Annotated in this window: 23 protein-coding genes and 1 riboswitch; of the genes, 3 read left to right on the plus strand and 20 right to left on the minus strand. The window is 62.9% G+C overall.

What is annotated here, in order from left to right:
* Positions 1 to 1,920: an ATP-dependent zinc metalloprotease FtsH gene (gene ftsH, locus FEV53_RS07965; RefSeq protein ID WP_142834362.1), complete on the plus strand. Its 1,920-nt coding sequence runs from the start codon at positions 1 to 3 to the stop codon at positions 1,918 to 1,920.
* Positions 1,921 to 1,995: 75 nt separating this feature from the next.
* Here the strand turns inward: ftsH and FEV53_RS07970 are convergent, their stop codons facing one another.
* The 9 genes from FEV53_RS07970 to rsfS all read right to left on the minus strand — a co-directional run bounded on the left by FEV53_RS07970 (position 1,996) and on the right by rsfS (position 10,717).
* On the minus strand, positions 1,996 to 2,694 hold the full coding sequence (locus FEV53_RS07970; protein ID WP_142834278.1) for a thiamine ABC transporter ATP-binding protein: 699 nt from the start codon (positions 2,692 to 2,694) through the stop codon (positions 1,996 to 1,998).
* Entirely contained in the window at positions 2,681 to 4,222 is a 1,542-nt protein-coding gene (locus FEV53_RS07975; protein WP_142834279.1) for a thiamine/thiamine pyrophosphate ABC transporter permease ThiP, read from the minus strand. Before FEV53_RS07975 ends, FEV53_RS07970 begins: the two co-directional genes overlap by 14 nt.
* Before the next feature lie 4 nt (positions 4,223 to 4,226).
* Positions 4,227 to 5,213 (minus strand): thiamine ABC transporter substrate-binding protein, encoded by a 987-nt coding sequence (locus tag FEV53_RS07980; protein WP_142834280.1) that lies wholly within the window; start codon positions 5,211 to 5,213, stop codon positions 4,227 to 4,229.
* A gap of 32 nt (positions 5,214 to 5,245) precedes the next feature.
* A riboswitch (TPP riboswitch) is annotated at positions 5,246 to 5,343 on the minus strand.
* Between the two features lie 51 nt (positions 5,344 to 5,394).
* Positions 5,395 to 5,880, minus strand: a complete 486-nt coding sequence (locus FEV53_RS07985; RefSeq protein WP_142834281.1) for an RNA pyrophosphohydrolase — start codon at positions 5,878 to 5,880, stop codon at positions 5,395 to 5,397.
* Entirely contained in the window at positions 5,877 to 7,223 is a 1,347-nt protein-coding gene (locus tag FEV53_RS07990; protein WP_142834282.1) for a S41 family peptidase, read from the minus strand. The genes FEV53_RS07985 and FEV53_RS07990 overlap by 4 nt, the downstream gene beginning before the upstream one ends.
* 7 nt (positions 7,224 to 7,230) lie before the next feature.
* Positions 7,231 to 8,289: a murein hydrolase activator EnvC family protein gene (locus tag FEV53_RS07995; protein WP_142834283.1), complete on the minus strand. Its 1,059-nt coding sequence runs from the start codon at positions 8,287 to 8,289 to the stop codon at positions 7,231 to 7,233.
* Complete coding sequence (gpmI, locus tag FEV53_RS08000; protein WP_142834284.1) at positions 8,286 to 9,806, minus strand: 2,3-bisphosphoglycerate-independent phosphoglycerate mutase; 1,521 nt, start codon at positions 9,804 to 9,806, stop codon at positions 8,286 to 8,288. The genes FEV53_RS07995 and gpmI overlap by 4 nt, the downstream gene beginning before the upstream one ends.
* 64 nt (positions 9,807 to 9,870) lie before the next feature.
* Positions 9,871 to 10,341, minus strand: coding sequence for a 23S rRNA (pseudouridine(1915)-N(3))-methyltransferase RlmH (gene rlmH, locus FEV53_RS08005; RefSeq protein ID WP_142834285.1), 471 nt, complete (start codon positions 10,339 to 10,341; stop codon positions 9,871 to 9,873).
* A 1-nt stretch (position 10,342) separates the two neighbouring features.
* Positions 10,343 to 10,717, minus strand: a complete 375-nt coding sequence (rsfS, locus tag FEV53_RS08010) for a ribosome silencing factor (protein ID WP_142834286.1) — start codon at positions 10,715 to 10,717, stop codon at positions 10,343 to 10,345.
* 232 nt (positions 10,718 to 10,949) lie between these two features.
* On the opposite strand from rsfS, the gene FEV53_RS08015 reads away from it, so the two are divergent.
* Positions 10,950 to 11,921, plus strand: coding sequence for a YihY/virulence factor BrkB family protein (locus tag FEV53_RS08015; RefSeq protein ID WP_246100758.1), 972 nt, complete (start codon positions 10,950 to 10,952; stop codon positions 11,919 to 11,921).
* On the opposite strand, the gene FEV53_RS08020 is transcribed toward FEV53_RS08015, so the two are convergent.
* The 8 genes from FEV53_RS08020 to FEV53_RS08055 form a co-directional block, all read right to left on the minus strand.
* Entirely contained in the window at positions 11,922 to 12,653 is a 732-nt protein-coding gene (locus FEV53_RS08020) for a Crp/Fnr family transcriptional regulator (protein ID WP_142834287.1), read from the minus strand.
* A gap of 78 nt (positions 12,654 to 12,731) precedes the next feature.
* Positions 12,732 to 13,088, minus strand: a complete 357-nt coding sequence (locus FEV53_RS08025) for a phage holin family protein (RefSeq protein WP_185962143.1) — start codon at positions 13,086 to 13,088, stop codon at positions 12,732 to 12,734.
* A 7-nt stretch (positions 13,089 to 13,095) separates the two neighbouring features.
* Positions 13,096 to 13,383, minus strand: coding sequence for an ElaB/YgaM/YqjD family protein (locus tag FEV53_RS08030; protein WP_142834289.1), 288 nt, complete (start codon positions 13,381 to 13,383; stop codon positions 13,096 to 13,098).
* Positions 13,384 to 13,476: 93 nt separating this feature from the next.
* Positions 13,477 to 14,202, minus strand: a complete 726-nt coding sequence (locus FEV53_RS08035; protein ID WP_142834290.1) for a gamma-glutamyl-gamma-aminobutyrate hydrolase family protein — start codon at positions 14,200 to 14,202, stop codon at positions 13,477 to 13,479.
* Positions 14,199 to 15,155, minus strand: a complete 957-nt coding sequence (locus FEV53_RS08040) for an amidoligase family protein (protein ID WP_142834291.1) — start codon at positions 15,153 to 15,155, stop codon at positions 14,199 to 14,201. Before FEV53_RS08040 ends, FEV53_RS08035 begins: the two co-directional genes overlap by 4 nt.
* A gap of 59 nt (positions 15,156 to 15,214) precedes the next feature.
* The gene (locus FEV53_RS08045; protein WP_142834292.1) at positions 15,215 to 16,936 is read right to left on the minus strand and encodes a sensor histidine kinase; all 1,722 of its coding nucleotides are present in this window, start codon (positions 16,934 to 16,936) and stop codon (positions 15,215 to 15,217) included.
* Between the two features lie 3 nt (positions 16,937 to 16,939).
* Complete coding sequence (locus tag FEV53_RS08050; RefSeq protein WP_142834293.1) at positions 16,940 to 17,506, minus strand: RNA polymerase sigma factor; 567 nt, start codon at positions 17,504 to 17,506, stop codon at positions 16,940 to 16,942.
* Complete coding sequence (locus tag FEV53_RS08055) at positions 17,499 to 17,621, minus strand: NepR family anti-sigma factor (protein ID WP_142834294.1); 123 nt, start codon at positions 17,619 to 17,621, stop codon at positions 17,499 to 17,501. Before FEV53_RS08055 ends, FEV53_RS08050 begins: the two co-directional genes overlap by 8 nt.
* A 138-nt stretch (positions 17,622 to 17,759) precedes the next feature.
* Here FEV53_RS08055 and FEV53_RS08060 point away from each other — a divergent pair, with 138 nt between their 5' ends.
* Positions 17,760 to 18,587: a response regulator gene (locus FEV53_RS08060; protein WP_142834295.1), complete on the plus strand. Its 828-nt coding sequence runs from the start codon at positions 17,760 to 17,762 to the stop codon at positions 18,585 to 18,587.
* Positions 18,588 to 18,724: 137 nt separating this feature from the next.
* Here the strand turns inward: FEV53_RS08060 and FEV53_RS08065 are convergent, their stop codons facing one another.
* The 3 genes from FEV53_RS08065 to FEV53_RS08075 form a co-directional block, all read right to left on the minus strand.
* Positions 18,725 to 18,901, minus strand: coding sequence for a DUF1328 domain-containing protein (locus tag FEV53_RS08065; protein WP_142834296.1), 177 nt, complete (start codon positions 18,899 to 18,901; stop codon positions 18,725 to 18,727).
* A gap of 109 nt (positions 18,902 to 19,010) precedes the next feature.
* Positions 19,011 to 24,278, minus strand: coding sequence for a translocation/assembly module TamB domain-containing protein (locus tag FEV53_RS08070; RefSeq protein ID WP_142834297.1), 5,268 nt, complete (start codon positions 24,276 to 24,278; stop codon positions 19,011 to 19,013).
* 11 nt (positions 24,279 to 24,289) lie between these two features.
* On the minus strand, positions 24,290 to 26,080 hold the full coding sequence (locus FEV53_RS08075) for an autotransporter assembly complex protein TamA (RefSeq protein ID WP_246100759.1): 1,791 nt from the start codon (positions 26,078 to 26,080) through the stop codon (positions 24,290 to 24,292).
* Positions 26,081 to 26,097: the final 17 nt, after the last annotated feature.

The following is a 26,097-nucleotide window of genomic DNA, read 5'->3' on the forward strand; positions in this document are numbered from 1 at the left end:
TTGGGAAACGCCCGCAATTTCGTGCTCTGGATCGTGCTCCTGCTTTTGGTGGTGGCGCTGTTCAACATTTTCTCAGGAGGGCAATCGACGCTGAGCGCGAATGCGACCTCTTACTCTGACTTTATTGAACAAGTGGATGCGGGCACGGTCAGCTCCGTGACGCTGGACGGTGAGCGGGTGATCTATCGCGGTGCAGATGGTCGCGAATACACGACCGTCCGGCCCGATAGCGGCGGCGATCTGACCGAACGGCTGATCGCCAATGATGTGACGGTAAACGCCCGTCCGCAGGAGCAGTCGGGCTTTAGTGCGATCCTGATGACCTTTCTGCCCTTCCTGCTGCTGATCGGCGTCTGGATCTACTTCATGAACCGGATGCAGGGCGGTGGTCGCGGCGGTGCAATGGGCTTTGGGAAGTCCAAGGCGAAGCTCCTGACCGAAAAGCATGGCCGCGTGACCTTTGACGACGTTGCAGGCATCGACGAGGCCAAGGAAGACCTCGAGGAGATCGTGGAATTCCTGCGCAACCCGCAGAAATTCTCGCGCCTCGGCGGCAAGATCCCCAAGGGCGCCTTGCTGGTCGGCCCTCCGGGCACCGGTAAAACGCTGCTCGCTCGCGCTGTAGCCGGTGAAGCCGGTGTGCCATTCTTTACCATTTCGGGCTCCGACTTCGTCGAGATGTTTGTGGGTGTTGGTGCGTCCCGCGTTCGGGACATGTTCGAGCAGGCGAAGAAGAACGCGCCCTGTATCGTCTTTATCGACGAGATCGACGCCGTGGGCAGGTCGCGGGGCGTCGGCTATGGCGGCGGCAATGACGAGCGCGAGCAGACCCTGAACCAGCTGCTGGTGGAGATGGACGGCTTTGAAGCCAATGAGGGGATCATCATTGTCGCGGCTACCAACCGCCCCGACGTACTTGATCCGGCCTTGCTGCGCCCAGGTCGTTTCGACCGGCAGGTGCAGGTTCCGAATCCTGACATCAAGGGCCGCGAAAAGATCCTCGGCGTCCACTCTCGCAAGGTGCCTCTGGGTCCGAACGTGGATCTGCGGATCATCGCCCGTGGCACGCCGGGCTTCTCCGGTGCCGATCTGGCGAACCTTGTGAACGAGTCCGCGCTGATGGCTGCCCGCGTGGGTCGGCGTTTCGTCACCATGGAGGATTTCGAGAACGCCAAGGACAAGGTCATGATGGGCGCCGAACGCCGCTCGATGGTCATGTCCGAGGATGAGAAGAAGCTGACCGCCTATCATGAGGCCGGGCACGCGGTTGTGGGCCTATATGTGCCGCAGCACGACCCGGTGCATAAGGCCACGATCATCCCTCGTGGCCGGGCGCTTGGTCTTGTTCTGTCGCTGCCCGAGCGGGATCAACTGTCGGTGACCTATACGAAGTATAAGTCAAAGATCGCCATGGCGATGGGCGGTCGCGTGGCCGAAGAGCTCAAATTTGGCAAGGAAAACGCCACCTCTGGCGCTGCTTCGGACATCCAGCAGGTGACGAAAATCGCCCGTGCCATGGTCACCCAGTTCGGTTTTGCCGAAGAGCTGGGCTATGTGGACTACGCCAATGAGCAGCAGAGCTATCTTGGCTCCTATGGCGGTGGTGCGAACCACTCGGCGGCGACTCAGAAGCTGATCGACGACAAGGTCCGTGAGATCATCGACGAAGGCTACGACACCGCGAAACGCATTCTCACAGAGAGAAATGACGAGTGGGAGCGTCTCGCGCAGGGTCTTCTGGAATACGAGACGCTGACCGGCCCCGAGATCCGTAAGGTGATGAACGGCGAGCCTTTGAGCCGGGGCGAAGATGACGATAGTGGGGATCAGGGCAACGCGCCTGGCTCTGTCGCGTCGATCCCAAAGACGAAGCCGAAGTCGAAATCCGACGATGGCAATCTGGAGCCGGAGCCCGTCTGAATTCTGACCGGTAAAAGATACAAAGCCCCGCCTCTTTGGCGGGGCTTTTCCTTTGAAAAACGGGGCCTGTTCGGCTCAGCGCTCCCCCAGATAGGCGCGCAGCTCTGGTGGAGGATCGCTGAGCAGCGTCTCAGCCTCGACCGGGACGGAGACGGTACCATCGGCGACAATCGCGCCCGATCCTCCCAGCCGAACCGCGTCACCGGGATCGTGGGTGATCATCAATACGGTTTGTTCACGCTCTGTCGCGAGGTCTTTCACGAGGTCGATCATCTCGTCCTTCAGCGCCGGTCCGAGGGCGGAGAAGGGTTCATCGAGGGCAAGGATCGGACGGTCCTGAAGAATCGCGCGGGCCAGAGCGACGCGACTTTGCTGCCCCCCCGACAGTGCGCCGGGCTTGCGGTCGCCCATCCCGTCGAGCCCAACGCGCGCCAGCGCGGCCTTAACCCGGTCACCTTCGGGGCCGCTCAGCCTGCCATTGGGACGCAGGCCCAATCCCGCATTCTGCGCCGCGGTCAGGTGCGGGAACAGATTGTTGTCTTGGAAAATCGTTGCCACGGGTCGCGCGGCAGGGGGCGTCGTATCGATGCGCTGGCCCTGCCAAAGGATCCGCCCGGTTGTCAGCGGCAGGAACCCGGCAATGGCGGCCAGCAGTGTGGACTTGCCCGCCCCCGAAGGCCCAAGGATCGCCACACGCGCACCTGCCGGGATCTCCATATCGACGGACAAGTGCCAGTCGTCATAGCTCAGCCGCACATTATCAAGCGTCAACATCCTTGCGTCCTCCGCGGTCGCAGATCCAGAACAGTCCGAGGCTCAGGAGCAAGAGCAGCAGCGCCCCCGCGCTGGCCTGATCCATCCGGTAGGAGCTCATGAGACGGTAGACCTGCAGCGGCAGGGTGGCGCTTTCGCCATCTGCGAAGAGCGCGATCACTCCGAGATCGCCCATTGACAGCGCGGCCGCCAGTCCTGCGGCAAAGCCCAGCGGGCGCCGGATGCGTGGCAGGATCAAAAGCCGCAGGCGGGACCAGCCGGTCAGGCCCAGTGAGGCTGCGAGGCGTCCGTAATCCCGCTCGACCCGGGCAACGGCGGGGATGAGCGCACGCAAGGCAAAGGGCACTGCCATGATGCCATTGACCAGCGCGGTGACCGGCAGGGCCGCCAGATCCGGCCGCTGCACGGGTCGGATCAGGACGAACAGGCCGATCCCCATGACCAGCGGCGACGCGGCCAGCGCGCTCATGCCCAGCGTCTCGGCCAAAACCCCGCGCCTGCCGCCCCCTGCGGCCGCCAAGGCAATGGCGAGGGAAAGGAGAACGCAAAACAGGGTCGATGCGCTTGCGACCATCAGTGAACGCATCGCTGAGGACCAGACTGCGGGTGGCAATTCCATCACGTGAGGCAGGCCACGCACGGCCAGTGCGGCGAGCGGCGCCAGCAGAAACAGGCTCGCGGCGGCGATGGCCAGTGTGTCGGGCAGGATGCCGTCTCGGGACGAGGACGTGATGCGTCGGTCCATCCCCGCCCCCATGCTGTCCGGGATGGCGATTCGGAGCGCCAGGAGGGTGGCGGTGACAGTGATCGCGAGTTGCATCATTGCCAGCAGCCCCGCCCGTCCAAGGTCGAAATCGAAGCGCACCGCCTGATAGATGGCGAGTTCGATCGTTGTGGCTCGGGGACCACCACCCAGCGTCAGGGCGATGGCAAAGCTGGAGATGCAGATGAGGAAGATCGCCAGCGCCGCGCCCGGACAAACCGCGCGGAGCATGGGGGCTTCGATCAGGCGGAACAGGGTCCAGCCGCGAATCCCAAGGGATTGAGCGAGGCGCAGACGTTCTTCGGGTATCGACTGCCAGCCTTGCAGGAGCAGCCGTGTCGCCAGTGGCAGGTTGAAGAACACATGGGCAAGGATCACCCCATGGGCACCGTAGATGCTGAACTCCGGCAGGTGCAGGCCGCCGCCCAGCGCGTTCAGCCATCCTGATCGTCCGAAGACCATCAACAGCCCGAGAATCGCGACGATGGTCGGCAGGATGAAGGGCGCGCCAAGAAGCGTGATCAGAAGCCGCTGGCCCGGGAATTGTCTCCGCGCCAGCGCCCGCGCGACGGGTATGGCGAGGGCGACGGAGATCAGCGCGGAGAGGGCGGCTTGCCACAGGGTAAAGCGGATCGCGGCCCAATCTCCCGGTGCGAGCGCGGACAGACCTCCTGAAACGGACACCGCCGAGAGGAGCGTCCCCCCGACCAGAGCGGCGACGGCAAAGGCCGCCGCGAGGCCGAAGGACCGATAAGTATTGGACATGAGGTCAGCGGCGGAGGGCCGCAACCCACTCGTCAATGGCCGCGTCGCGCAGCTCAAAGGCAGTCTCTTCGTCGTAGAAAAGGACCTTTTCGGGCATCTCAAGCTGCTGGAAGCCCTCGGGCAATCGGTCGGCTGGCAGTTTCGCGGGCATGGACCAGTTGGCCTCGGGGATCAGGGACTGGAAGGTCTCGGACAGGACAAAGCCCATGAACTGGTCGGCCAGCTCAGGCACGTCCGTCCCGGCGAGCTTTGCCACCTGTTCGACCATGAAGTAATGTCCTTCGGGGAAGATCGCGGCCTTCACCGTCTCATCCCCCTCGGCGATGATGTGATAGGCAGGGGATGTGGTAAAGCTCAGCACCATATCCGCCTCACCCTCGCTGAACAGGCCGTAGGCCTCAGACCAGCCCTTGGTCACGGTAAGGATCTTGGGCGCGAGTTCCTCCCAGACATCCCCCGCCTCGTCGCCGTAGATCGATTTGACCCAGAGGATCAGAGCGAGCCCGGAGATCGAGGTGCGGGGGTCCTGAATGGCGATCCGGTAGGCGTCTTCGGGCGCATCGACCAGCGCGTCAAAGCTGGCGGGCGGATCGGAGACGTAGTCGGTGTCATAGACGAAAGCAGTATGCCCCCAGTTGAATGGCAGGAACACGTCATCATCCCATTCAACCGGAAGTGTCAGGCCGGTGACGTCCTGCTCGTGGGGGGCAAAAAGGCCAGTTTCACGGGCGCGGCGGGTCTCATCGGTGGTAAAGCCGATGCCTACATCGGCGTCGGTCTTGTCGCCTTCGAGCATCAGGCGCGGCAGCAGGTCGCCGGTCTTGTATTCCAGATCACACTCGCAAATCGCCTCGAAGGCTGTCTCTATGGCGGGGCCGGGACCCCATTCGCTGGCAAAGTAGTCGGGCGCGTAGACAGTCAGCACGGGTTTGTCCTGTGCCATCACAGGTGTCGCGAGCAGTCCAAGCGCAAGGATGAGTGAGCGGTTCATATCGCCTCCTTGTCGCCGGTGGGTGAAAGGGCGGCTGAGGCCGATACCTTCCCTCCGCCGGTCCTAACCGGTTCAGGTTCTACGGGTCCGCATGATGCGTCTCAGCCCTGAGGCTCCCCGAGGTGTGGACGGAGGGTAGAAACTGGCGCGGCGGAATGCAAGACCTGCCGCGCCTGGGGAGTCAGATCAGGTCCGCGAAGTGGCCTAGGACCTGATCGTAGACGGCGCGCTTGAACGGCACAATCTGAGCGCGGAGGGCGTCGGGTGCCATCCACTGCCACGCACCAAATTCCGGGTGCGCGGTCTGGATGTTGATATCGCTGTCTTGCCCGGTGAACCGGCAGAGCAGCCATTTCTGCTTCTGACCCCGGTACTTACCCTTCCAGATCTTGCCAAGCAGTTCCTCTGGCAAATCGTAGAGAACCCATTCCGGGGTCTCGCCCAGCACCTCGACGAGAGACCGGGAGAGGCCTGTTTCCTCCTCGAGCTCACGCAGGGCAGCGTCGCGGGGACTTTCGCCCGGGTCAATGCCGCCTTGAGGCATCTGCCAGGCCCCCGAGGCGTGGTCCAGCCGTTGCCCGGCAAAGACCTCGCCCCGCCCGTTGGTCAGCACCACCCCGGCGCAGGGGCGATAAGGCAGGCTCTCGCGCAATTCGTCCGGCGTCATTGTTGATCCGTCTTCAGCGCTACGAGACCCTTGAGGATGTCGATGGCATAGGCCAACTGGTAATCCTCTTCGCGCAGCTTGGCGGCCTCTTCAGCGGCAGCCTGCTCTTCGCGGATGGTGTCCTGTTCATCCTCGGTCAGCGAATCGTTATCCAATGAGCCACGGAGATCCGCTTCGGTACGGTTGAAGCGCGGGCTGTCTTCCTCTTCCTCGGTCTCGGGCTGGGTCATATCCACCGGCGGCTGCTGGACCACGATGTCCGGCGAGACCCCCAGAGCCTGAATCGAGCGGCCCGAGGGAGTGTAGTAACGTGCAGTGGTGAGGCGCATGGCGCCGTCGCCGCGCATGGGCACGACGGTCTGGACAGAGCCCTTGCCGAAGGATTTGGTTCCGACGACGATGGCCCGGCGGTGATCCTGCAACGCGCCTGCGACGATCTCGGAGGCAGAGGCGGAGCCGCCGTTGATCAGCACGACGATGGGTTTACCCTCCGCCAGATCGCCCTCGACCGCATTCACCCGGTCACTGTCTTCCTGCTCCCGGCCACGGGTCGAGACGATCTCGCCTTCGTCAAGGAACGCGTCTGACACCTTGATTGCCTGCGTCAGCAGACCACCGGGGTTGTTGCGGAGGTCAATCACGAAACCGTTCACCGCGTCCATTCCGCCCGCTTCTTCGACGAGCTTTGCCAGCTCTTCCGCCATTTTCGGATAGGTCTGGTCGGAGAAGGTGATCAGCCGCAACACCACTGTATCGCCTTGTAGCCGCCCGCGCACGGCGGTCAGCTCGATCGTGTCGCGGATGATCGACACGTCAAAGGGCTCGTCCATGCCCTCGCGGACCACGGTGATGACGATCTCTGACCCGACCGGCCCGCGCATCATCTCCACCGCCTCGTCGAGCGTCAGGCCCAACAGGCTCTCGCCGTCCACATGGGTGATGAAGTCGCCCGACTGCATCCCGGCCTCGGAGGCGGGGGTGCCGTCCATCGGGGAGACAACCTTGACGAAGCCTTCTTCCTGCGTGACCTCGATCCCCAGTCCGCCGAATTCACCACGCGTCTCCGTGCGCATCCGCTGGGCGTCTTCGGGTGAGAGATAGGATGAGTGCGGATCGAGCGAGGACAGCATTCCGTCGATAGCGGCCTCGATCAGATCCTTCTCCGAGACGTCCTCGACATATTCCGAGCGGATGCGCTCAAAGATATCGCCGAAGAGATCAAGCTGCTCATAGACATTGGTCCGGCTCTCGGTCTCCTGCGCGAGCAGTGGACCCGCGATCTGCGTTGTCGCGATCACGCCGGCAAGGGTGCCACCACATATGGCCAGTGCAAATTTCTTCATTCCTGTCTCATCCCTGATCTGCGGACGGGGCGAACCAGTCTTCCGGGTCCACCGGCTGATCGTCGCGCCTGATTTCGATATAGAGCGTCACGTCCTGACGGCTGGTGTCAAGCGATCCTCGCATTTCTGTCATCTGTCCAACGAGATCACCGGCAGCGATCACGTCCCCAACGGCGCCGAAAACTTCGCCAAGGCCTCCGAAAATTATCAGATAGCCTGCGGCGGGTTCGAGAACCATCACATTTCCGTATCCAGGCAGTGGTCCCAGATAGCGCAATGTGCCCGGTGCCGGTGCCTGTACGGCGGCGCCGGGCTCTGTCAGGATCTGCCAGCCGGGCCGGTCGGGCAGATCGCCGTAGCGCAGAACGATCCGGCCCTGTGCGGGCAGCGGCAAGCTGCCACGCGCGGCCTCGAACATCGCATCCCCGACGCCGCCCAGACGCGGGGCAAGAGCGGCGAGCTGGCGGGCCATCTCGGTCGCCTGCGCCAGCGTTTGTGCCTGACCGGGCAGGGCCCGGCGTTCCTCCACAGCTTCGGCCAGATCCCGGCGGGCTTGCCGGAGCGCGTCTGTGCTGCTGCCCAGATCAGCCAGCAACTGACTGCGAAGGCGTCGCAATTCGGCCACGTCCTCGGCTTCCTGCCGGAGTGTCTCGGCCTGCCTCATCAGCGCGGGCAGGGCGCTTTGCATCAGCATCCCCGCACGCGCTGTGGCTTCGGGGCCGGCGGGGTGCAGGAGGAGTGCGGCCTCGGGTGCTTGACCCACGGACATCAGCGCGGCCAGCAGATCGCCTGTCTTGCTGTCGGCGGCGGTCATGCGGGAGAGGATCTCGTCCTCCCGCGCGGCCGCGGCCCGCTCCGCCTCGCGCAGTGCGGCGAGTCCTGCCTCGTAGCCGCGTACGACCTTCGACAGCGCCTCGATCCGGTCATAGCCCTCGGCCTTCGCATCATAGCCCGCCGCCGCCGCGGCGATCTGCCGCGCCGCCTCACGAGCCAGATCCGAGGGGCTGTCCTCGGCCAGCGCCATGCCAGCGGTTGCCGCCAGGATCAGGGCGAGGGTACGGATCATCTGCGGATCAGGCTTTGTCCGGTCATTTCTTCGGGCAGATCGAGTCCCATCAGTTCCAGCACCGTCGGCGCCAGATCCGCCAGCCGCCCGTCGGCGAGTGATGCGCCCTCAGGCCCACCGACCATGATGCAGGGCACCGGGTTCAGGGTGTGCGCCGTGTGGGGACCGCCGGTCTCGGGGTCCACCATGGTCTCGCAATTGCCGTGATCGGCGGTGACGATGATCGCACCGCCCGCCTGCTCCAGCGCCTCAAGCACCCGGCCAAGCCCCGCATCCACCGCCTCACAAGCCGCGATCGCAGCGTCCAGATCACCCGTATGGCCCACCATGTCGGGATTCGCGTAGTTGCAGACGATCAGGTCGTAGCCCGCCTCGATCGCCTCGACAAAGCGCTCCGTCACCTCGCCCGCGCTCATCTCGGGCTGCATGTCGTATGTGGCGACCTTGGGCGATTTCGGCATGGTGCGGTCCTCGCCTTTCTCCGGGGCTTCCTTGCCGCCGTTGAGGAAGAAGGTCACGTGCGGGTACTTCTCCGTCTCGGCGACGCGGAACTGACTCAGGCCCTTGGAGGCGACCCATTCGCCGAGGGTGTTTTTGATCTTCTGCTTGGGAAAGACCGTCTCGAACCAGGCGTTGTGATCCTCGGAGTAATCCACCATCCCCAGCCGGGCGGCAAACTCCGGGCGGGCGGAGATATCGAACTCAGCAAAATCAGGCTGGCCGATGGCGCGCAGAATCTCGCGGGCGCGGTCGGCGCGGAAGTTCAGGCAGAACACCCCGTCGCCGTCCTGCATCCCGGCGTAATCACCGATCACGGTCGCGGGGATAAACTCATCGGTTTTGTCCGCGTCATAGGATTGCTGCACGGCCTCTGCCGGGCAGTCCGCCGTCTCGCCCTGACCTGCGACCATGGCTGAGAACGCCTGCTCGATCCGCTCCCAGCGATTATCCCGGTCCATTGCGTAATAGCGGCCCGTGACTGTCCCGACCCGCGCGCCCTCGGGCAAGGCGTCAATGAGTTGGGCGAGGAATCCCTCGGCAGATTTCGGCGCAACGTCCCGCCCGTCGGTCATGGCGTGGATCACCACCGGCACACCGGCCTCGCAGATCGTTTTGGTCGCGGCGATGATATGGGTCAGGTGCCCATGTACCCCGCCATCGGAGACGATCCCGAGGAGATGCGCCTTGCCGCCGCTTTCCTTCAGGCTGGCGATGAAGCTCTTCAGAGCGTCCTTTTCGAAAAAAGACCCGTCCTCGATGGCCAGATCGATCTGACCCAGATCCATCGCCACGACCCGACCTGCGCCGATATTGGTGTGGCCGACCTCGGAATTGCCCATCTGCCCGGTGGGCAGGCCCACATCGTTGCCAAAGGTGATCAGTTGCGAGGACGGGTTCCCGGCGCGGATGCGGTCGAAATTCGGGGTGCTCGCCAACGCGGGGGCACTTGCCGTCATGTCGGCATTGTCCCCCCAGCCATCAAGAATACACAGAACAACGGGTTTTGGCGCGGTCATGAACGGATCCTTCGGGTCAAATGTCACGCGTTCTCTAGCGTGCTCCGCCGCGACAGGGAACCGCTCAGACGCGGTGATAGGGGGATCCGGCGAGGATCGAGGCCGCGCGGTAGAGTTGCTCGGTCAGCATGACGCGGGCGAGCATGTGGGGCCAGACCATCTGGCCGAAGCTCAACATCAGGTCGGCACGGTCCCGCAGCGCATCGGTGAGCCCGTCTGCGCCACCGATGACAAACGTGACCTCGCCCCGGCCCTGATCCCGCCAGTCACCGAGACGGGCAGCGAAGTTCGGGGAGGTCATGACTTTGCCTCGCTCGTCGAGCGCCACCACGACAGAATCGTCGGGGATCGCGCGCAAGAGGGCTTCGGCCTCGGCATCCTGACCGGTGGCCTTGTGTGGCTCGATCTCGATTTCCTCAAGGGGTCCGAGGGATAGCGCGCGCCCCGTGCGGTCGAAGCGCTGGGTATAGTCGTCGATCAGCGCCCGCTCCGGACCCTTGCGGATCCGGCCAATGGCGCAGAGGCGCACCCGCATCTCAGGAGCGGGCGGCGACCTGCTGGGGGTCCATCCACATCTTTTCGATCTGGTAGAACTCCCGGACCTCGGGACGGAACACGTGGACGATCACGTCGCCCGCGTCGATCAGAACCCAGTCGCCGGCATCCTTGCCTTCGACCTTGGCCAGAACACCGTGATCCTGCTTCATCATGTCGATCAGCTTTTCGCTGATCGCGCCGACCTGACGGCTGGACCGGCCCGAGCAGACGATCATGTAATCGGCCATCTCGGATTTGTCCTTCAGAGGGATCTGAACAACATCCTGAGCCTGATCATCATCGAGCTGTTGGAGAATTGCGGAGAGAAGCGTGTCGGCCGCAGAGGCCGAAGGGTGCGAGACGCTGTCGGGCATTACCGGCTCAACCTGCGTTTTGGACTGATGCTCAGCCGAGTGCTGTGCGAGAGACAGGACATTGTCCTCCTAAAATCATCACGCCGACATTCCCCGGCGCTGGGACCACGATACAATATGTATTCGAGTCTGTGAATCCAATATTGCCGGATGCGTTTCTTCAGTCGCCGGATTGCAGACGCGGCGTAAAACCGCCAGAAGCCGCCTGAAACAAGCCCGTGGGGACCGCCCAATGACGATGCCAGAGACCTCTCCCGATACTAGCCCGGAGCCCGCGCCGCGTCGCCGTAAGCTCCTGCCCGGTCTGGGATGGCGCAAATGGTTCGGTGCGATCAAGGCCGTGATACTGGGCCTGAATGACAGCAATCTGGCCCTGTATTCAGCAGGAATCGCATTTTACGGCATGTTGTCGGTGTTTCCGGCCATTGGCGCGGTCGTGGCTATCTGGGGCTTTTTTGCCGATCCGGTCGAGGTGGCCGAACAGCTCGCCGTCATGGAAGAGGTGATGCCCGAAGAGGCTTATGACATCGTTTACGATCAGGTCACGCAAATTGTGGGCGCGGCCAATTCGACGTTGGGCTGGACCACCTTTTTGTCGCTGGGTGCGGCTCTGTGGTCCTCGCGAGCGGGGGTGGCGTCGCTGATTCGGGCGCTGAACGCCATTTACGGCCAGCGCAACCGGCAAGGTCTGCGCCAGATCGCAACAGCGTCGGCCATCACACTCCTGCTGATCGGCGTGTCGCTTGTGGCGCTTCTGTCGGTTGTTGTCTTGCCGGTGGTGCTGAATTTTGTGCCGCTGGGTCCGGTGACTGAATGGCTCGTCGCCTCCGTGCGCTGGGTGGTGGCGCTGGGTGTGGTGATCGTCGCGATCGGTATGATCTATCGGTTCGGCCCTAATCGCCGCAAAGCCCGACTGCCCTGGGTGACACCGGGGGCCATCGTGGCGATGTTCCTCTGGGGACTCGTGTCGTGGGGCTTTAGTTACTATCTCTCGAATTTCGGAAATTATAACGAGATCTACGGCACACTCGGCGCGGTGATCGCTCTGTTGATGTGGATGTTCCTGAGTGCCTTCACGGTGCTTCTCGGGGCCGCGCTGAACGCAGAGCTTGAGCTGAGAACCTACCGAGACTCTACTGTGGGACCGGACCGGCCCATGGGCTATCGCAAGGCCGTGGTCGCCGACAATTACATTGAAAAGTGATCAGATCAGCGGTCGCTTGTCCAGAAGCGGCCCTCCGCACACCATGGCCAGCTCTCTCAGCTTGTCGATTTCGTACACCCGTAAACGATCGTCCCGCCACTCGAACAGTCCCTGATCGGTGAGCTTGTGCATGGTCTTGTTGAAATGGACGAGGGAGATTCCCAGGGCGTCGGCTGCGTCGCGCTGGCGGTAGGGCAGAGGCATCGCTCCGTTCTCCACCAGACCGAGTGACGCCCCCCGTTCCCAAAGACGCAATACGCCCCATGCGATCAACTCGGTCGCTTTGCGCTGGCCTACGGCGGTCAGAATTTCGCTCAGAAAGTGCTCTTCGGTCGCGGCGACCCAAGTCAGGTTGAAGGCGACTGAGGGGTGGCTTTTAAACAGCGACCAGACCCGGTCGGCCGGGAAAACGCAGAGGGTCATATCGGTTGTTGCTTCGATACTCTGCGTCATGTCTCGCCCGAGCGCAGATTGGATGCCGATGAAATCGCCGGGAAAAACGAAGTTGATGACTTGCCGCCGCCTGTCGTGAAGCGTCTTGTAGCGCAGCCCCATACCGGACAGCACCGTATAGAGATGCGCTGATCGCTCACCCTCGACCATCAGCGTTGTCCCGGCCTCGATCTGAAGTTCACCCGCTTTGAAGCGCTGAATGAAGTCGAGTTCAGTATCGGTCGCGTTGTCGAACACCGCCAGCCGTCTCAAGGGGCAATCTGTGCAATCGGTTGTCACGGGCCTCATCCTTTCAACAGTTGGCGAGGTTGGGAGAAGCGCTGAACCGCCTCTCCCTGGGATCATGCGCGCCTCGGATTATTTGCGCAGGGCCCGGCCGAGCGTCACCCCAAGCATCAATGCGTTGATCATAGACGCCGTCGTACCAACTGGCGTCGGAGTGCCGGTAGTTCCCAGTTGCTGTGCGGTCTGCTTTGGGACGACACGAGGGGGACGGCTGGCAAAAGCCTTCGCGCCGAGAGCAAGGATCAGAAAAAACGCCCCAAATCCGAGGGCGGTTGGGACAGTACCAAAGAGGTCGGTCAGAAGGACCCACGCCGCAATGGCGAAGAAAATCACAGCGAGCGCTCCAAGAGCGCCCGCCACACCGCCCCAGAGGGCTTTGCGTTTCGCAAGCCGGGCCTTGTATTGCAGTTCGGCGATCTGGGGGATCATCATCGGATCAGCGGCGCCCCATGAAGCCGATCAGCAGTCCGATCCCGGCAGCGATGCCCATCGCCTGAAGGGGGTTACGGCTGACATAGGCTTCGAGTTCACCGAGTTGGTTTTCGGCCTCATGGCGGAGTTCCTGCGCTTTGAATTCGGCCTTGGCACGCATTTCCTGCCCCTTGGCCTTTCCCAGATCACCCATGAGTTCGGTGAGCTGTGCCAGATCGCTTTTCAGGGTTTCCATCTGACGGGCGAGGTCGTCCGTGGTGGGGTTGCCGATTTTCACAGAGCGGTCGCTCATGGGAGAGGTCCTTTCGGGTTAAGTGTTACTGGCACAATGCGAGAACCCGGAGGAGGTTCCGGAGTTTGTCCGACTTTTATCCGGCGTTTCGACTCAGCTTGCGAGCGGTGCGCGGTCGTCCACATGTTCCAGCTGGTCGCTCTGACGACGTCGCGCCGCGGCGGCGGAGACCAGCGCCTTAAAGATCGCGCGTTGGCGCCGGGCGTAAAACAGGTGCTCGGGATGCCATTGGACGCCCAGCCAGAACGGTTCGGCTGTCCGTTCAATGGCCTGAACCATACCGCCCCCGTCCTTTGCCGCGACCCGGAGATCCTGCCCGAGATCGGACACGGCCTGCGTATGGAGGGCGTTCACTTTCATCTCGTCAAGTCCGGTGTGGTCGGCGAGGCGTGACCCTTCCGCAATCTGGACAGAGCGTCGCGGCAGGATGGTCTTGTACTTGCGGCTGTCTCTGTGCGTGGCAAACGCGTCTTGATCGAGCTTACCGCCGAGCGCGATGTTGAGCATCTGCGAGCCACGGCAGATGCCCAGAACCGGCATATTCCGCTCCAATGCGCGCCGCGCGATCGTCAGCTCCATCTCGTCGCGCGCCGGGTCGAGGCGCGCCGACGCCGTGAGATTTCCGCCATAGAGGTCGGGCGAGATGTCATCTCCGCCGCCGATGATGATCCCGTCCACAGTCTCAACATTACAGGGACGCCCGGTCACCCAGCGAACCGCCCGGCCGCCCGCTAAATGGACGTTGAGCGCCACCAGCGGAAAAATCCGCCAGCCAGACCGCGTCGAGGTGGTCACGCCGATCAGCGGACGGTCGGTCATCGGAAGGTCACCGCTTGGTCAAGGATCTCTGCCGAGGTTTTACCCCAGAGGCCTGGGACCGGCACAGTGCGGTTGCGGTAGTCGCGCCACGCGTCCATGAGCTGGGCCATGAGGTTCGTGTCAGCGGCCACGGTTTCCACGGCACACCAGCGGTTCCATTCCAGAGCAATGGACCAGCCCTCTTCGCCCAGACGGCAATCGGGAAGCCGGTAGTGCCAGGCCGGGCGTGCTCCTTTATCCGCCATCTCGGGAACGGCAGAGACAACGCGATCCTCGTCGAGCGATTTGAAGAGGGGGAGGGCGTCCAGACCGTGGTTACGACTGCCCGCGTGCTCCAGATAGGCATCCATCAGCCGCTCAAGGGTCCAGTCCGTATCCCGATCACAAAGGGCATCCACCAGATCCGCCGAGTAGGGATTGATGAAGGGCAACAGACGGCGGGACGCATCAATGTTCATCCGGTCCCGCATCCAGTCCTCCATCAGCGCAAAGGCGGTGAGTGTGGGCTGAATGGCATCAAGCTCAGTGCTCGCCAGCGCGACGTTCAGATGGACGCCGTACCCGAGGGCGATGCCCTCATTCGTTCCGAACGCACCGTCTTTGATCAGGTCCTGACAGACGCTGTCGAGCGTTTCGATCTGTTCGGGCAGGATGGGCTCGGTAACAAACTCCACCGGAATCACCGAGCGCCCGAGGTCGAGGCCGGATTTTTCCAGATCGCTCTCGACGCTTTTGCGCAAGGCGGTATCGAGCAGCACCTCGACTTCACCCAGCTCGGAGCCGGTCACGATCCATTCATACGGCGCTTTTTCCCGGGCTTCGCCACCCAGGCGACGGGCGAGGGTACGCGCCAGATCGTCTTCGGGCAGCCCCCCGCATTCGACTTCGATGCCCACGCGGCGGGGGGCGCCATCGCGGGTGTTAGGGTTCGGGAGATGCGCAATATGTGTCATGCCCTAGCAACCCCGCATCGCCCGGCTGGTTCCGGCGCCAACCGAAAATACTGACGATGTCAGGCGCTTTCAGGGCTGAAATCGCTGGGCGTGAACCGGATTTCAGTGATGTAGGCGTCGTCTTCACGCGTCACAACGATCTGCGCGCCCAGTTGCAGGGTGAAGGCCTGAATGAGTTGTGTGCCAAGCCCGGACGAGAACTGCGGTTCATCCACCAGAGGCTCCCCGACCGAGTTTCCAATTCTCAGCCGGACCCGCCCGTCATCGAGAGGCGCGAGGATGAAAGATACCCATGGCTGCCCATCTGGGGGTTTGCCCACATATTTCATCGCGTTCGTCAGTGCTTCGGCGACGAGCAGCGACAAAGGGACGGCCTGATCGGGATAGAGCGGGATATCAGCGACTTCGATAGTTCGGTCGACCTCGGCGCCGAGCAGCGCGGAGCGGTCAAACACCTGTTGGGCGAGATCTCGGATCAGCTCGCCCGTAGAAACACGCGACAGTACGGATGCCTCGTAGAGCGACTGGTGGATCGCTGCGAGACTGTGCACCCGATCCTGGAGCCTCTGGAGCACAAAGCGCGTCTCCGGAGTCTCCGTTTTGCGCAGTTGCATGTTGGTCAGAGAGGCGATGAGCTGCAGGTTGTTCTTCACCCGATGGTGCACTTCTTTCAGAAGCACATCTTTTTCATGGAGTGAGTTTTCCAGCTCCGCTTCGTCCATAACGATCCGCTCGGTGAGCACCTGAAACGCATCGGCAACCTCGCGGATATCGCTGGGAGTATCGGGCTCGTAGTCGATGCCGAAGACACGGCGATTAGACGTAAATGCTCTGATCCGCATCCTGATGCGCCGGATATGGCGGATGACCAACCGGTGCACGGCGAGATACGCGACCCAGATCGTCGCCAGCCACATGATGAGCGGAAACAGCAATGCCGTGGAGGTTGTGAGAGGCGACTCCGGTATCGCGTCCGGGTGCCAAACGGCCATGGTGTAGATATTGCCCTGAAGCAGCGGTGCGATCACGTAGATCTGGCTCTGACCCGCTATGGAATCAGCCCGAAACACCTTCGCCTCGCCCGACACAGTGAGGCTTTCCAGCGTTGTATTCGCGGGAAAATCGCCTTCTTCGCTGGCGATATTGTCGGAGTCCCACAGGACATGCCCGGCCCGGGTGAAGGCGGTGATGTATTGCGGTCCGGACACTTGCATCCCATCTTCCTGTCGCCGGATTGACCGGCGCGGAACGTGGACCAGAGCGTAGCCTTCCTCGCCATTGGGCATGACCAGCGGCTCGGCGATCGCCAAAAGCGTCCGTTTGCCGTCACCGGCGCGTACAGATCTGATGGATGAGAGGGGGGCGGCCTCGAAGTCTTTGTGCGTCAGGGTCTGAGATAAATCCATTCCCGTTCCGGCAGAACTGCACCGCACAATACCGGTCTCATCGACGTAACCGGCGAATTCGACCGCCGATGTCTGCTCGGCAAAGCGCGACAGAGTGCGGGAGCACACCTCCGGCTGTGTCATCAGCGCCGGGATGGCTTCTGCCAGCATGCGCGCAGAGCCCCGCATCTGCATCACACTTTCCCGCTCGCTCTGCGCGGCATTCACAGTGGCCGAGATAAGCGACTGCTCTGCGGTGGCCCGTGCGTCCTGAATCACCCGATGAGTCTGCACCATGGCAATCATCCCGATCGGCAGAAGTGCGATGCCGAGCAGAAAAACAACCCGGACGTCCAGCCGGTTCAGCCCGTCCGTCATCTTCACCGGAAGCAGCAAGGATTAACCCTGTCGGTTACGTTGCGCGGTCAGAACGCCGACATTCGTACTGTCCGCGATCACAGGATCTTCGTTCGGGTCAAGGCCCATCAATTCGGCCAGACGGCGGCGCCCCCGATTGGCGCGGCTCTTGATGGTGCCAACGGCGACACCGCACATCTCGGCGGCTTCATCATAGGCGAAACCTGACGCCCCAACCAGCATCAGCGCCTCGCGCTGCTCGTCCGGAAGTTGTTCAAAAGCCTTGCGAAAATCATTGAGCGCAAGGCGGCCATCATGGGCCGGTCGTTCCGACAGTGTGGCCGCAATCGCGCCGTCCACGTCGGCGACTTCCCGCTTTGACTTGCGCCGGACGGAATAGAAGGCGTTCCGCTGAATTGTGAAGAGCCAAGCCCGAAGATTCGTGCCAGCCTCGAATTTCTCTATATTTTTCCAAGCTTTCTCAATCGTGTCCTGTACTAGATCGTCCGCCGCAGCCGAGTTGCGGGTCAAAGACATCGCAAACGCTCTCAGTGCTGACAGATGGTCGAGGATTTCTTCGCGCGGGTCGCGATGACCGGCATCAGCCATCCCGCTGTTCCTTTTCTTTCAGCTTCTCGAGAAGGACCTTGAAGCGGTCGGGAACATCTGTCGGTGGCTCATCGTCGCGATAGACCCGACGAAGGTTTTCATCGATCTGTCGCATGACACTGGACCAGTCTTTTTGCTGTGACGCCATTTTTCACCGCTTCGTAGAGCTAATTTTTTATCTGTTTGCTGGAACCAACGCCGTTTCTCTATGTTAGTTCCCCAACAGTATCTAACAAGGTGGAAAGCGCGACACATGGCCGGAGATGACACACAGATTCATATCGCGGATCTGATCGGAAATGAGCTGCCATACCTGCGTCGCTACGCACGGGCGCTGACCGGATCGCAATCGACCGGTGACAATTATGCGGCTGCGACGCTGGAGGCGATCCTGCAGGAGCCGGCAATTTTTCAGCGGGCTCTCTCTCCTAAAACTGCGCTGTTCCGGGCCTTTCACCTGATCTGGTCCACGGCGGGCGCGCCCACGGCAGACACTGAGGATCCTGAGAGCCTGCTGGAAAGCCAGGCGCTGGCGCACATGTCCGGCCTGACAAACAACACCCGCGAGGCGCTCTTGTTATCGACCATCGAGGGCTTCAGCTTTGAGCAGGTCGGCAAGATCATGGATATCGAGCCCGGCGAAGCCGCCAATCTGGTGGATATTGCGATCTCCGAGATGCAGAAGTCCATGTCCGGTCGCGTTATGGTGATCGAGGACGAGGCCCTGATCGCCATGGACATTCACTCCATTGTCAGCGGAATGGGCCACACGGTGACTGGCATTGCCCGGACGCGCAGTGCCGCCGTGGAGCTTGCGGCGAAGGAAAAGCCCGACCTGATCCTCTCGGATATCCAGCTGGCTGACAACTCCTCGGGGATTGATGCCGTCGAGGATATTCTCGGCCAATTCGGCGACATCCCGGTGATTTTTATCACCGCCTTCCCGGAGCGGCTTCTGACAGGCGACAAGCCCGAACCGGCGTTTTTGATCTCCAAGCCCTACACCGAAGAGCAGGTCCAGTCTGCGGTCAGCCAAGCCATGTTCTTTGCCTCCAGCAGATCGCTCCAGGTCGAAGCTTAAAGATTGCCGTCATCCGAAACAGAAACGACCGCCCTCGGGCGGTCGTTTGCGTTTTGGCTGTCATCGGGGAACGCCTAACGATCACAGACATGCGCGCGTAGGTGGATGCCATTGCATCCGACTTCGCGCCTGTCCGGTCAAGGTCGTTCCGGACCATCCCGGCGGGACAAACGGACGAGGGGTTGGATTACTGCGATCGCCAGCAGGACCAGAAATACGATCCGCGCGGCATTCGCATGCACTGTCTCGCCGCCGCCGAAACCCCAAAGTCCAATCAGGGTGGCGATAACGAGAAAGATGACGGATCTGACCATGTGCTGTACCCTCCCGGACCGTGGTGCGTTCATGCGCAGAGAACGGGCAGGGGCGGCAAATGTTCCCGCACCTATCCCAACGCGCCAGTGCTATCCAAGAGGATAGGGGTCAGTAGTCCCGCTCGAAGAAGATTCCCAGCTTGGCTTCGCCGTCATTGGCCGCGCTCCCGCGCACGGTGATATCAGGCGTCAGGTCGAGATTGATCGATGCTTCTGCCTCGCCGCTCGCGCCGACACTGACATCGGTATAGACGTTTTCCGCCACGTATTTGCCCGCTGTGACGCCAACATTGCCTTCGGAGTCGGTGGTCACGTCCAGATCGTCGAGGCCGGTCTTGCCGCGCAGTTTACTGATGACACCCTCGCCGCCTTTGCCTGCAAGCGTTGCCACGGCAGACGCCAGCTGAGCCGCCTGTAGTGCGGAGATGTTGGAGATCGATTTGCCGAACAGCAGCCTTGCCAGAACCTCGTCTTCAGGCAGTTCCGGTTCCGATCCAAAGGAAATTTCGGGCTCGGTTGCCACACCATCCACGTCTACGCGGATCGTGACATCATCGGTCTCGGTCCGGGCGACAAGGCGGATCACCGGTATAAAATCGCCCTGCAGTGTGACCGAGCCTTCGTCCATCGTGATCCGTTGGCCGAGGATATCGAGCCGACCCCGGATCAGGCTGAACTGCCCCGAGGGGACCACATTGCGCGTTGTTCCGCCAATGGTCAGATCCCCGCCCATTTCCGCATCAAGGCCACGTCCCCGGATGAACACCCGGTTTGGCGCGCTGAGGGTGATATCCAGCGGGTAGACCGGCCCGCCGCCGCGCGCGGCGCGCTCCTCGCGTTTGATGATCCCGGCATATTCCCGAGTGCGGCGGACGTCGGCGGGCTCGCCCACGTGGACCATGCCTTCGGGGATTGGGCCTGTCACGCCGAGACCAGTGGAAGGCACGCGCAGGTTTGTCTCGCCCAGCGTCAGCGCGCCGCCAATCCGCGCGCCACCGCGCAGGGGGCCGTCGACCTGCAGGTTGCCGGTCAGTGTGGTGCGGTAGAGGCGGGGGTCCTCAAAAACCAGCTCATCCGCGTTCAACGACAGCCCGGCATTAAAGGGGCTGGTCAGGCCGATCGGACCGGAAGCCCGGAGGCGACCGCCCTCTTGCTTATTTGCGGTGAGATCCACGGTGATCCGTCCACCACTGATTTGCCCGCTGCCGGAAATATCGTTCAGAACCAGCGACAACTTGGGGTCCACGTAGCGTACATCCGCCAGTTGGACCGTACCCGCGAGAGCGTCGAGATCCAGCGGGCCGTTCAGGCGCAAATCGTATCGCGCGTCCCCGGCGAGCGAGCGATTTCCGAGAAATGGGTTCACCAGTCGCAAGGGGGCAGTTCCCGTGGCGGTCAGGCCCGCACGGGCAAAGTTCTGCGCGACGCTGCCACCGATCTGAGCCGTGATGCCCTCGGGGCCTTGCAGCCCGAGATCGAGATTGATCGTCTGGCCCGATTGGCGCACGCGGCCTGCGGCGCTCAGAGGGCCGCTAAGTTTCGGAACAAACTGGCCGAGATCAGCCAGTCTCGCGTCGAGAGTCAGATTCGCACCACCGCCCAGGACTGTCCCGCTGGCGGTCGCATCCAGACCGGGGGAATCCAGGCGGAAGCTTCGGACGCGGATCGGCGCAGACGCCGCATCGCGCGCCGCATCAACGCGCAACTCGGTGGCACCGCCTGCAAGAAGCTTGTCGGCTTGCGGGATGCCGACCCGCAGCCCCTGTCCGGTCACATCGGCGGTCACGTCAAACCGGCTTGCGTCAAAGCGCAAGAGGCCGACCACATCCGCGTTCAAGCTGCCCGCGAGCGATCGCCGGGCGATCCGGTTGAACCGCGACAGGTCGGCAGAGCGCAAGCTGGCTCTGCCGTCAAAGCTCGGGCGCCGTGTCAGGTCGGAGACCTGTCCCAGCACATCGACCGTACTGCCCGCCCCGTCAGCATCGAGCGACAGCTGCCAGTCCCGGCCAGTTTCCTCGGCCACAAGCCGCAGATTGGCGGGGCCGCGCATCTCGGGCAGGACCGCCCCCAGCTCTGGCATCCGCGCCGTCAGCTCCACCGCGCCGGGATCGCCGCCGCCATAGGATCCGTTTCCGTCCAGCGTAATCTGGGCATTGTTGAGGGTCAGTTCAGTGACCCGATGCACGTCTTCAGACTTCGTGGCTTTGAGCGCCAGCGTGGTTGCGCCTCGCAGGAGCCGGTCGGCCTCAGGCTGATCGATGCGAAGAGATTGCAGCGTCCCGCTCAGGTCCACGCCGGCCCTCGACAGATCGGTCCTTGCGCGCCCGTCAAAGCGCACATCCACGGCGCCTCCGAGGTCGCGCTTTGCCAGTTCGGAATAGACCGAGAGGTCCGCGACCGAGAGGGTACCGGACCCGTTCACCAAAGGCGTGGTGTCCAGATCGGAGACGGCCACCTCAGCCCGTATGGCACTGCCCGCACCATCGCCGTCGAGGACGATCTGCCAGTCCTTATCCTGTTCCTCGGCGGTGAGCGTGATCTCAGCCGGTCCGCTCATGGCGGGGACAATCTGACTCAGCTCGGCGAATGTGATGTTTGCACCGGCCTGTCCGGGAGTTTCGCCCCCATACTGGCCGTCGCCGGTGAGAGTGACTTGCGGATTGGTGATACGCACCTGACGCGCGTTGATCCGGTCGCCGCTCTTATCTGCGGACAGAGCGATGTCCGTCCGCCCGCCGAGCAGCCGGTCGATCTGGGCTTGTCCAATGGCGATATCTGTCGCGGTACCGCTGATTTCCGCCTCGGCGCGGGACAGGTCTGCGCGGGCCTGACCGTCGAAGCTGACGTCAAAGGATCCGCCCAGAGGACGTCGCGCCAGATCGTCAAAGGCCGAAAGCCGATCGGCGCTGATCCGCGCGGTGCCGTCAAACAGGGGCACAGCGTCCAGCTCTGTCACGGTCGCGTCGGCGACGATCCGGGCCCCTGCGCCGTCACCGTCGAGGTCGATGACCCAACCTTTGCCGTCCTCTCGGGCATCCAGCGTCAGCCGCGCTGGGCCTGTCATGTCGGGCACGATCTTCGACAGATCGGCGAGGAGAACCCGCGCTTTTGCGGTGCTGTCACCGGGGCGTACATCAGCGGTGCCAGTGACCTCGATCTGCGGGTTTTCGAGGCTCAGTTCAGGTACCCGGATGACGCCGCCCGCGCGGAAAACCTCGGCATCAAGGGCTGTCTGCCCGGTCAGCAGCCGGTCCAGTTCCCGCTGACCGAGGGCCAGATTGTTGAGGCTGCCGGTCAAGGTCGCGTCGATGGATTGCAGGTTCAGCCGCGCGCCGCCCTTGGCCTCTATATCGAAAGTTCCACCCAGATCCCGACCTGCAATACCGGAAAAACGGCCCAAATCCTCGGCCGTTGCGGTCAGATCAAATCGCGCCAACGGACTGTCCTCGTCCAACTCAGAGAGGTTGGCCTCCCCGCGGATCGCAGTTCCGGCCGCGTTGGCGCGCAGCACGATGTCCCAGACATCTTCGGGCCGGTTGGCGCTGAGCGTGGCGATGGCGGGGCCGGTGAGGGCCTCGTCTACCCGGCCCAGATCGTCGATGCGCAGGTCGAGAGACGCAGTGCCCCCTTCGGAGGTCAGGTCCGCCGCGCCGTCGAGGGTCACGGCGGCATTGTCAAAGCGCAGCACCGGCACCACCAGCCCAGTCTCATCCCGCCAGGCCGAGAGCGCGAGATCAGAATCTCCGCCCAGCAGCGGATCAAGCTTGGGGATGTTGATCGTCAGATCGCCGGTCTGGCCGCTCAGCGTCACGTCAAATGTCCGGGCGAGGACCCGGGCGCTGGCATCAAGGCTCAGCCGTGCGGCCCCCGAGAGCGGACGACCCGCAAGCGCGGTAAAGATCGACAGATCTGCGGCGCTCACCTGCCCGGTAAAGCTCACCGGCAGGCCGTCGCCATCGGGATCGAGACCACCCGTCCCGTCCAGATCAAACCCGGCGCCTTTCAGTCGCAGGGTCGAGAGGGTCACGGGGGCGCCGGTCTCATAATCGAGGTCGATGCGCCCGGTCAGCGAGTTGCCGAGCGCGTCCTCCAGCCCGCCATCAGCGAGCGACAGCCCCTCCGCGTCGAAATCGAACCCCGCTGTGACGGCCAGCGCGTTGGCGGTGTTGGCGATGATGCCGGAACCATCCAGCGCGATCCGATCAATGCCCAGATCCGGCTGGTCAAAACCGTTGATCTCGATGAGGCCCGTCCAATCTTCGCCTTTTGTGGTGTCGTACTGTACGTCGAGGGTCAGCTCATTGACCCGCAGATTGGTCCCCACCGGCAGCAGGACCGGCCCATCATCCGCGGCAATGCGCCCGGTGATGTCGATCAGGTCCGGCACCCGGTCCGCGCCGATCACCACCTCGCCTGCGAGGGTCATGGCCTCGGCTTCGAGATCGAGCTGGTCGAGCCGCACGGAGCCATCCGGGCCACGCTGGCCATTCGCCTTCAGCTGGATGTTGTCGCCAAAAAAGGGCCTGTAAGAGGGCAGGAACAGCGCCGTCACATCGCCGCCGAGATCCACGGCAAAGGTCGAGGCCCCGTCCACATCCTTCAGCGCTACCTGCCCGTCGAGCCTCGGGGTGCCGTCGGTATCCAGGTCCAGAGTGGCGGTGAAATCGGATAACGGCCCCTCACCAGCGATTTCCACGTTGAGGGACGGGTTGCCGGGGAGGTTCAGAATCGTCCCGATCCAGCCCCCCGCAGGCTCATTCAGCGCAACATCCACCGAGAGGTCGCGGCTGGCGCTTTCATAACTGACATCGACGTTGAAGGACCCGCCCTTGCCGTCGATCCGCTCCGAGGTGATCTGAACCGCACCATCGCCATCCACCAGCCGGGCCGCGCCGGAGAGCGACAGCTCCACGTCCTGTTTTGCGACTGGTGCCCCCAGCGCCACGCGGGCTGCTTCGATCTCGTCGATCTCGATCGCCACAGGCAGGTCGGGCAGCGAGAAGGGCTCGGCCTCAACGTTGGGCATCTCGGTCTTCGGCTTCGCTTCCGGCAGTCGGGGCAGCAGGATTTCCCCGGCCGAGAGGCTGGTGATGTCGAGCCGACCGCGCAACAGTGCCGTCCGGCGCCAGTCGAGTTCAGCGTTGTTGATTGTCAGCCAGACACCCTTCGGGTCGGAGATCTCGATCTGATCAATCGTCGCCTTGCTGGACAGCGCGCCGTCGAGCCCTCGGACCCGGACGGTCATCTCATCGCTGGACAGCTTGTCCTCGATCAGCCGTTCCAGAAAGCCGCCTTCGTCCTCGCCACTGTCCTGCGCCAGCACGGGCAACACGCCGAGAGCGGTTCCGATCAGGGCGATGCGCGCCAGTTTGTTCATCGTCCCGCTCCTCAGAATGCCTGCCCGATACCCAGATAGACCTCGAACCCGTTGCCGCCGCCCGAGACCGGAGCGGCCACGTCGAGGCGGATCGGTCCGATGGGCGTGGCATAGCGGACGCCAATCCCGGCGCCCGAATGATCGTCGCTATCCCCGTCGGGGAAGGAGTCTTCTCCCACGATCCCGTAATCGTAAAACCCGACGACCCCGATTTTGGGTGTCACGTCGAAGCGGCCTTCGAGTGAAACGCCCACGAAAGACGCGCCACCTGAATCGGTGCCGTCATCCAGCGTCACGTCGAGGGATTGGTAATCCTGTCCGCGCACCGTGCCGCCGCCGCCCGAGTAGAATCGCAGGTCGTTCGGGGTCTCGTCCAGATCTGCACCAACAATGGAGCCGCCTTGCAGCCGTCCGGCCAGCGTAAAGCGATCATCGGTGCCAAAGCTGCGATAGGTTCGCGCGTCCCAGGTCATCCACGCGCCCGAACCGGTCTCGTCGTTGGTGCCAAGGAACGGCGCCAGATCGAGGTCCAGATAGTAGCCGCTCTTGGCGTTGAGCGGCTCTTCGCGGTCGTCATAGGTGGCCGAGAGGGGCAGGGCGAGCAGGCTGTAATCCGTGGTCCCGCTGTCATCTTCGACATGGCTAAAGCGATAGGCGAGCCCGTATTGGATCTCGATATGCTCGTTCACGTAGCGCTGAATGCCGACCTCCAGAAACCCGACATCCGAGGTGAAATCGTCCTCGTCGAGCCGCTCATAGCTCAGCTCAGTAAAGAAGGTATTCTCTGGCGAAAAGGTCGCCGGGCGCTCGAAGCGGGCCGACAGGTCAAAATCAACCCCGCCCGTGCCCCCACCAATCCCGGTAGCCTCGGCGTCCAGTTGCAGCCGTTCGGCCCCGCCAAAGAGGTTGCGGTGGATCCAGTAACCGTTCAGCCCCAACCCCTCGACCGTAGAGACCTCGGCGCCAAAGCCAATCCGGCGGGGCTTGTAGGCCACCAGATCGGCGGTCACGTCCAGCGTATCATTGGGTCCGAGGGTCTCGTCTTCGGTGACAGCGGCGGAGGAAAAGACCTGCGTGTCGCGCAACCGACGGGCTACGCCGTCCAGAGCTTCGGGGCTGAATACCTCGCCATCCGGAAACCCCGCGATCTCGCGCAAGCGCGCCGGGCGCACGGCATCGCTGCCCTCGAACTGGATCTCTCCGAACCGGACCAGAGGTCCCGGTGCAATCTGAACCTCGGAGGAGAGCTGGGCCTGCGGGTGGTTCGCCACAATCTCCTGACCGCCCACATCCGCTTTGGCGTGGCCTACCGCGCGCCAGCCGTCGATCGCCGCGCCAGCAGCGTCGCGGATCAGCTTCGATTCCGCGATTTCGCCACTGGTGTAGCCGTCGGGAAGGTCTGTGCCCTCGGCCAAAGGCCCGATTTGTGCACGCGAAAAGCGGTAGGGTCGTCCAGGCTCAACCGCAATAACGATGCTCTCGATTCGACCCAGACGCGTAAGCGGCGAAATCTCCGCCGCCTCCTGCCCGTTCACCCGGATGGAGACCACGCCGCCATAAAAGCCCTGAGAATACAGTGTGCCGACCAGACGCCCGTAATCCGCGCGCGCAGCGGCCAGAAGCTCGGCCGGATCCGCAACATCTTCGTTCGCGGCACTCTGCACGAGCGACGTGGCCTTGATGTCTTTCAGCAGGTCTTCGCTGCCTTCCACATCGTAAACCGGGCCGTCGAAAGCGAGTGCGGGAACAGCAAGGCTGGCAGCGATCACGAGAGGCGCGCCAGCGCGGGCAAGGTTTCGCAAGGATCATCCCCCAATGA

The sequence above is a fragment of the Palleronia caenipelagi genome, from assembly GCF_007004065.1.
In the GTDB taxonomy this organism is placed as follows: Bacteria; Pseudomonadota; Alphaproteobacteria; order Rhodobacterales; family Rhodobacteraceae; genus Palleronia; species Palleronia caenipelagi.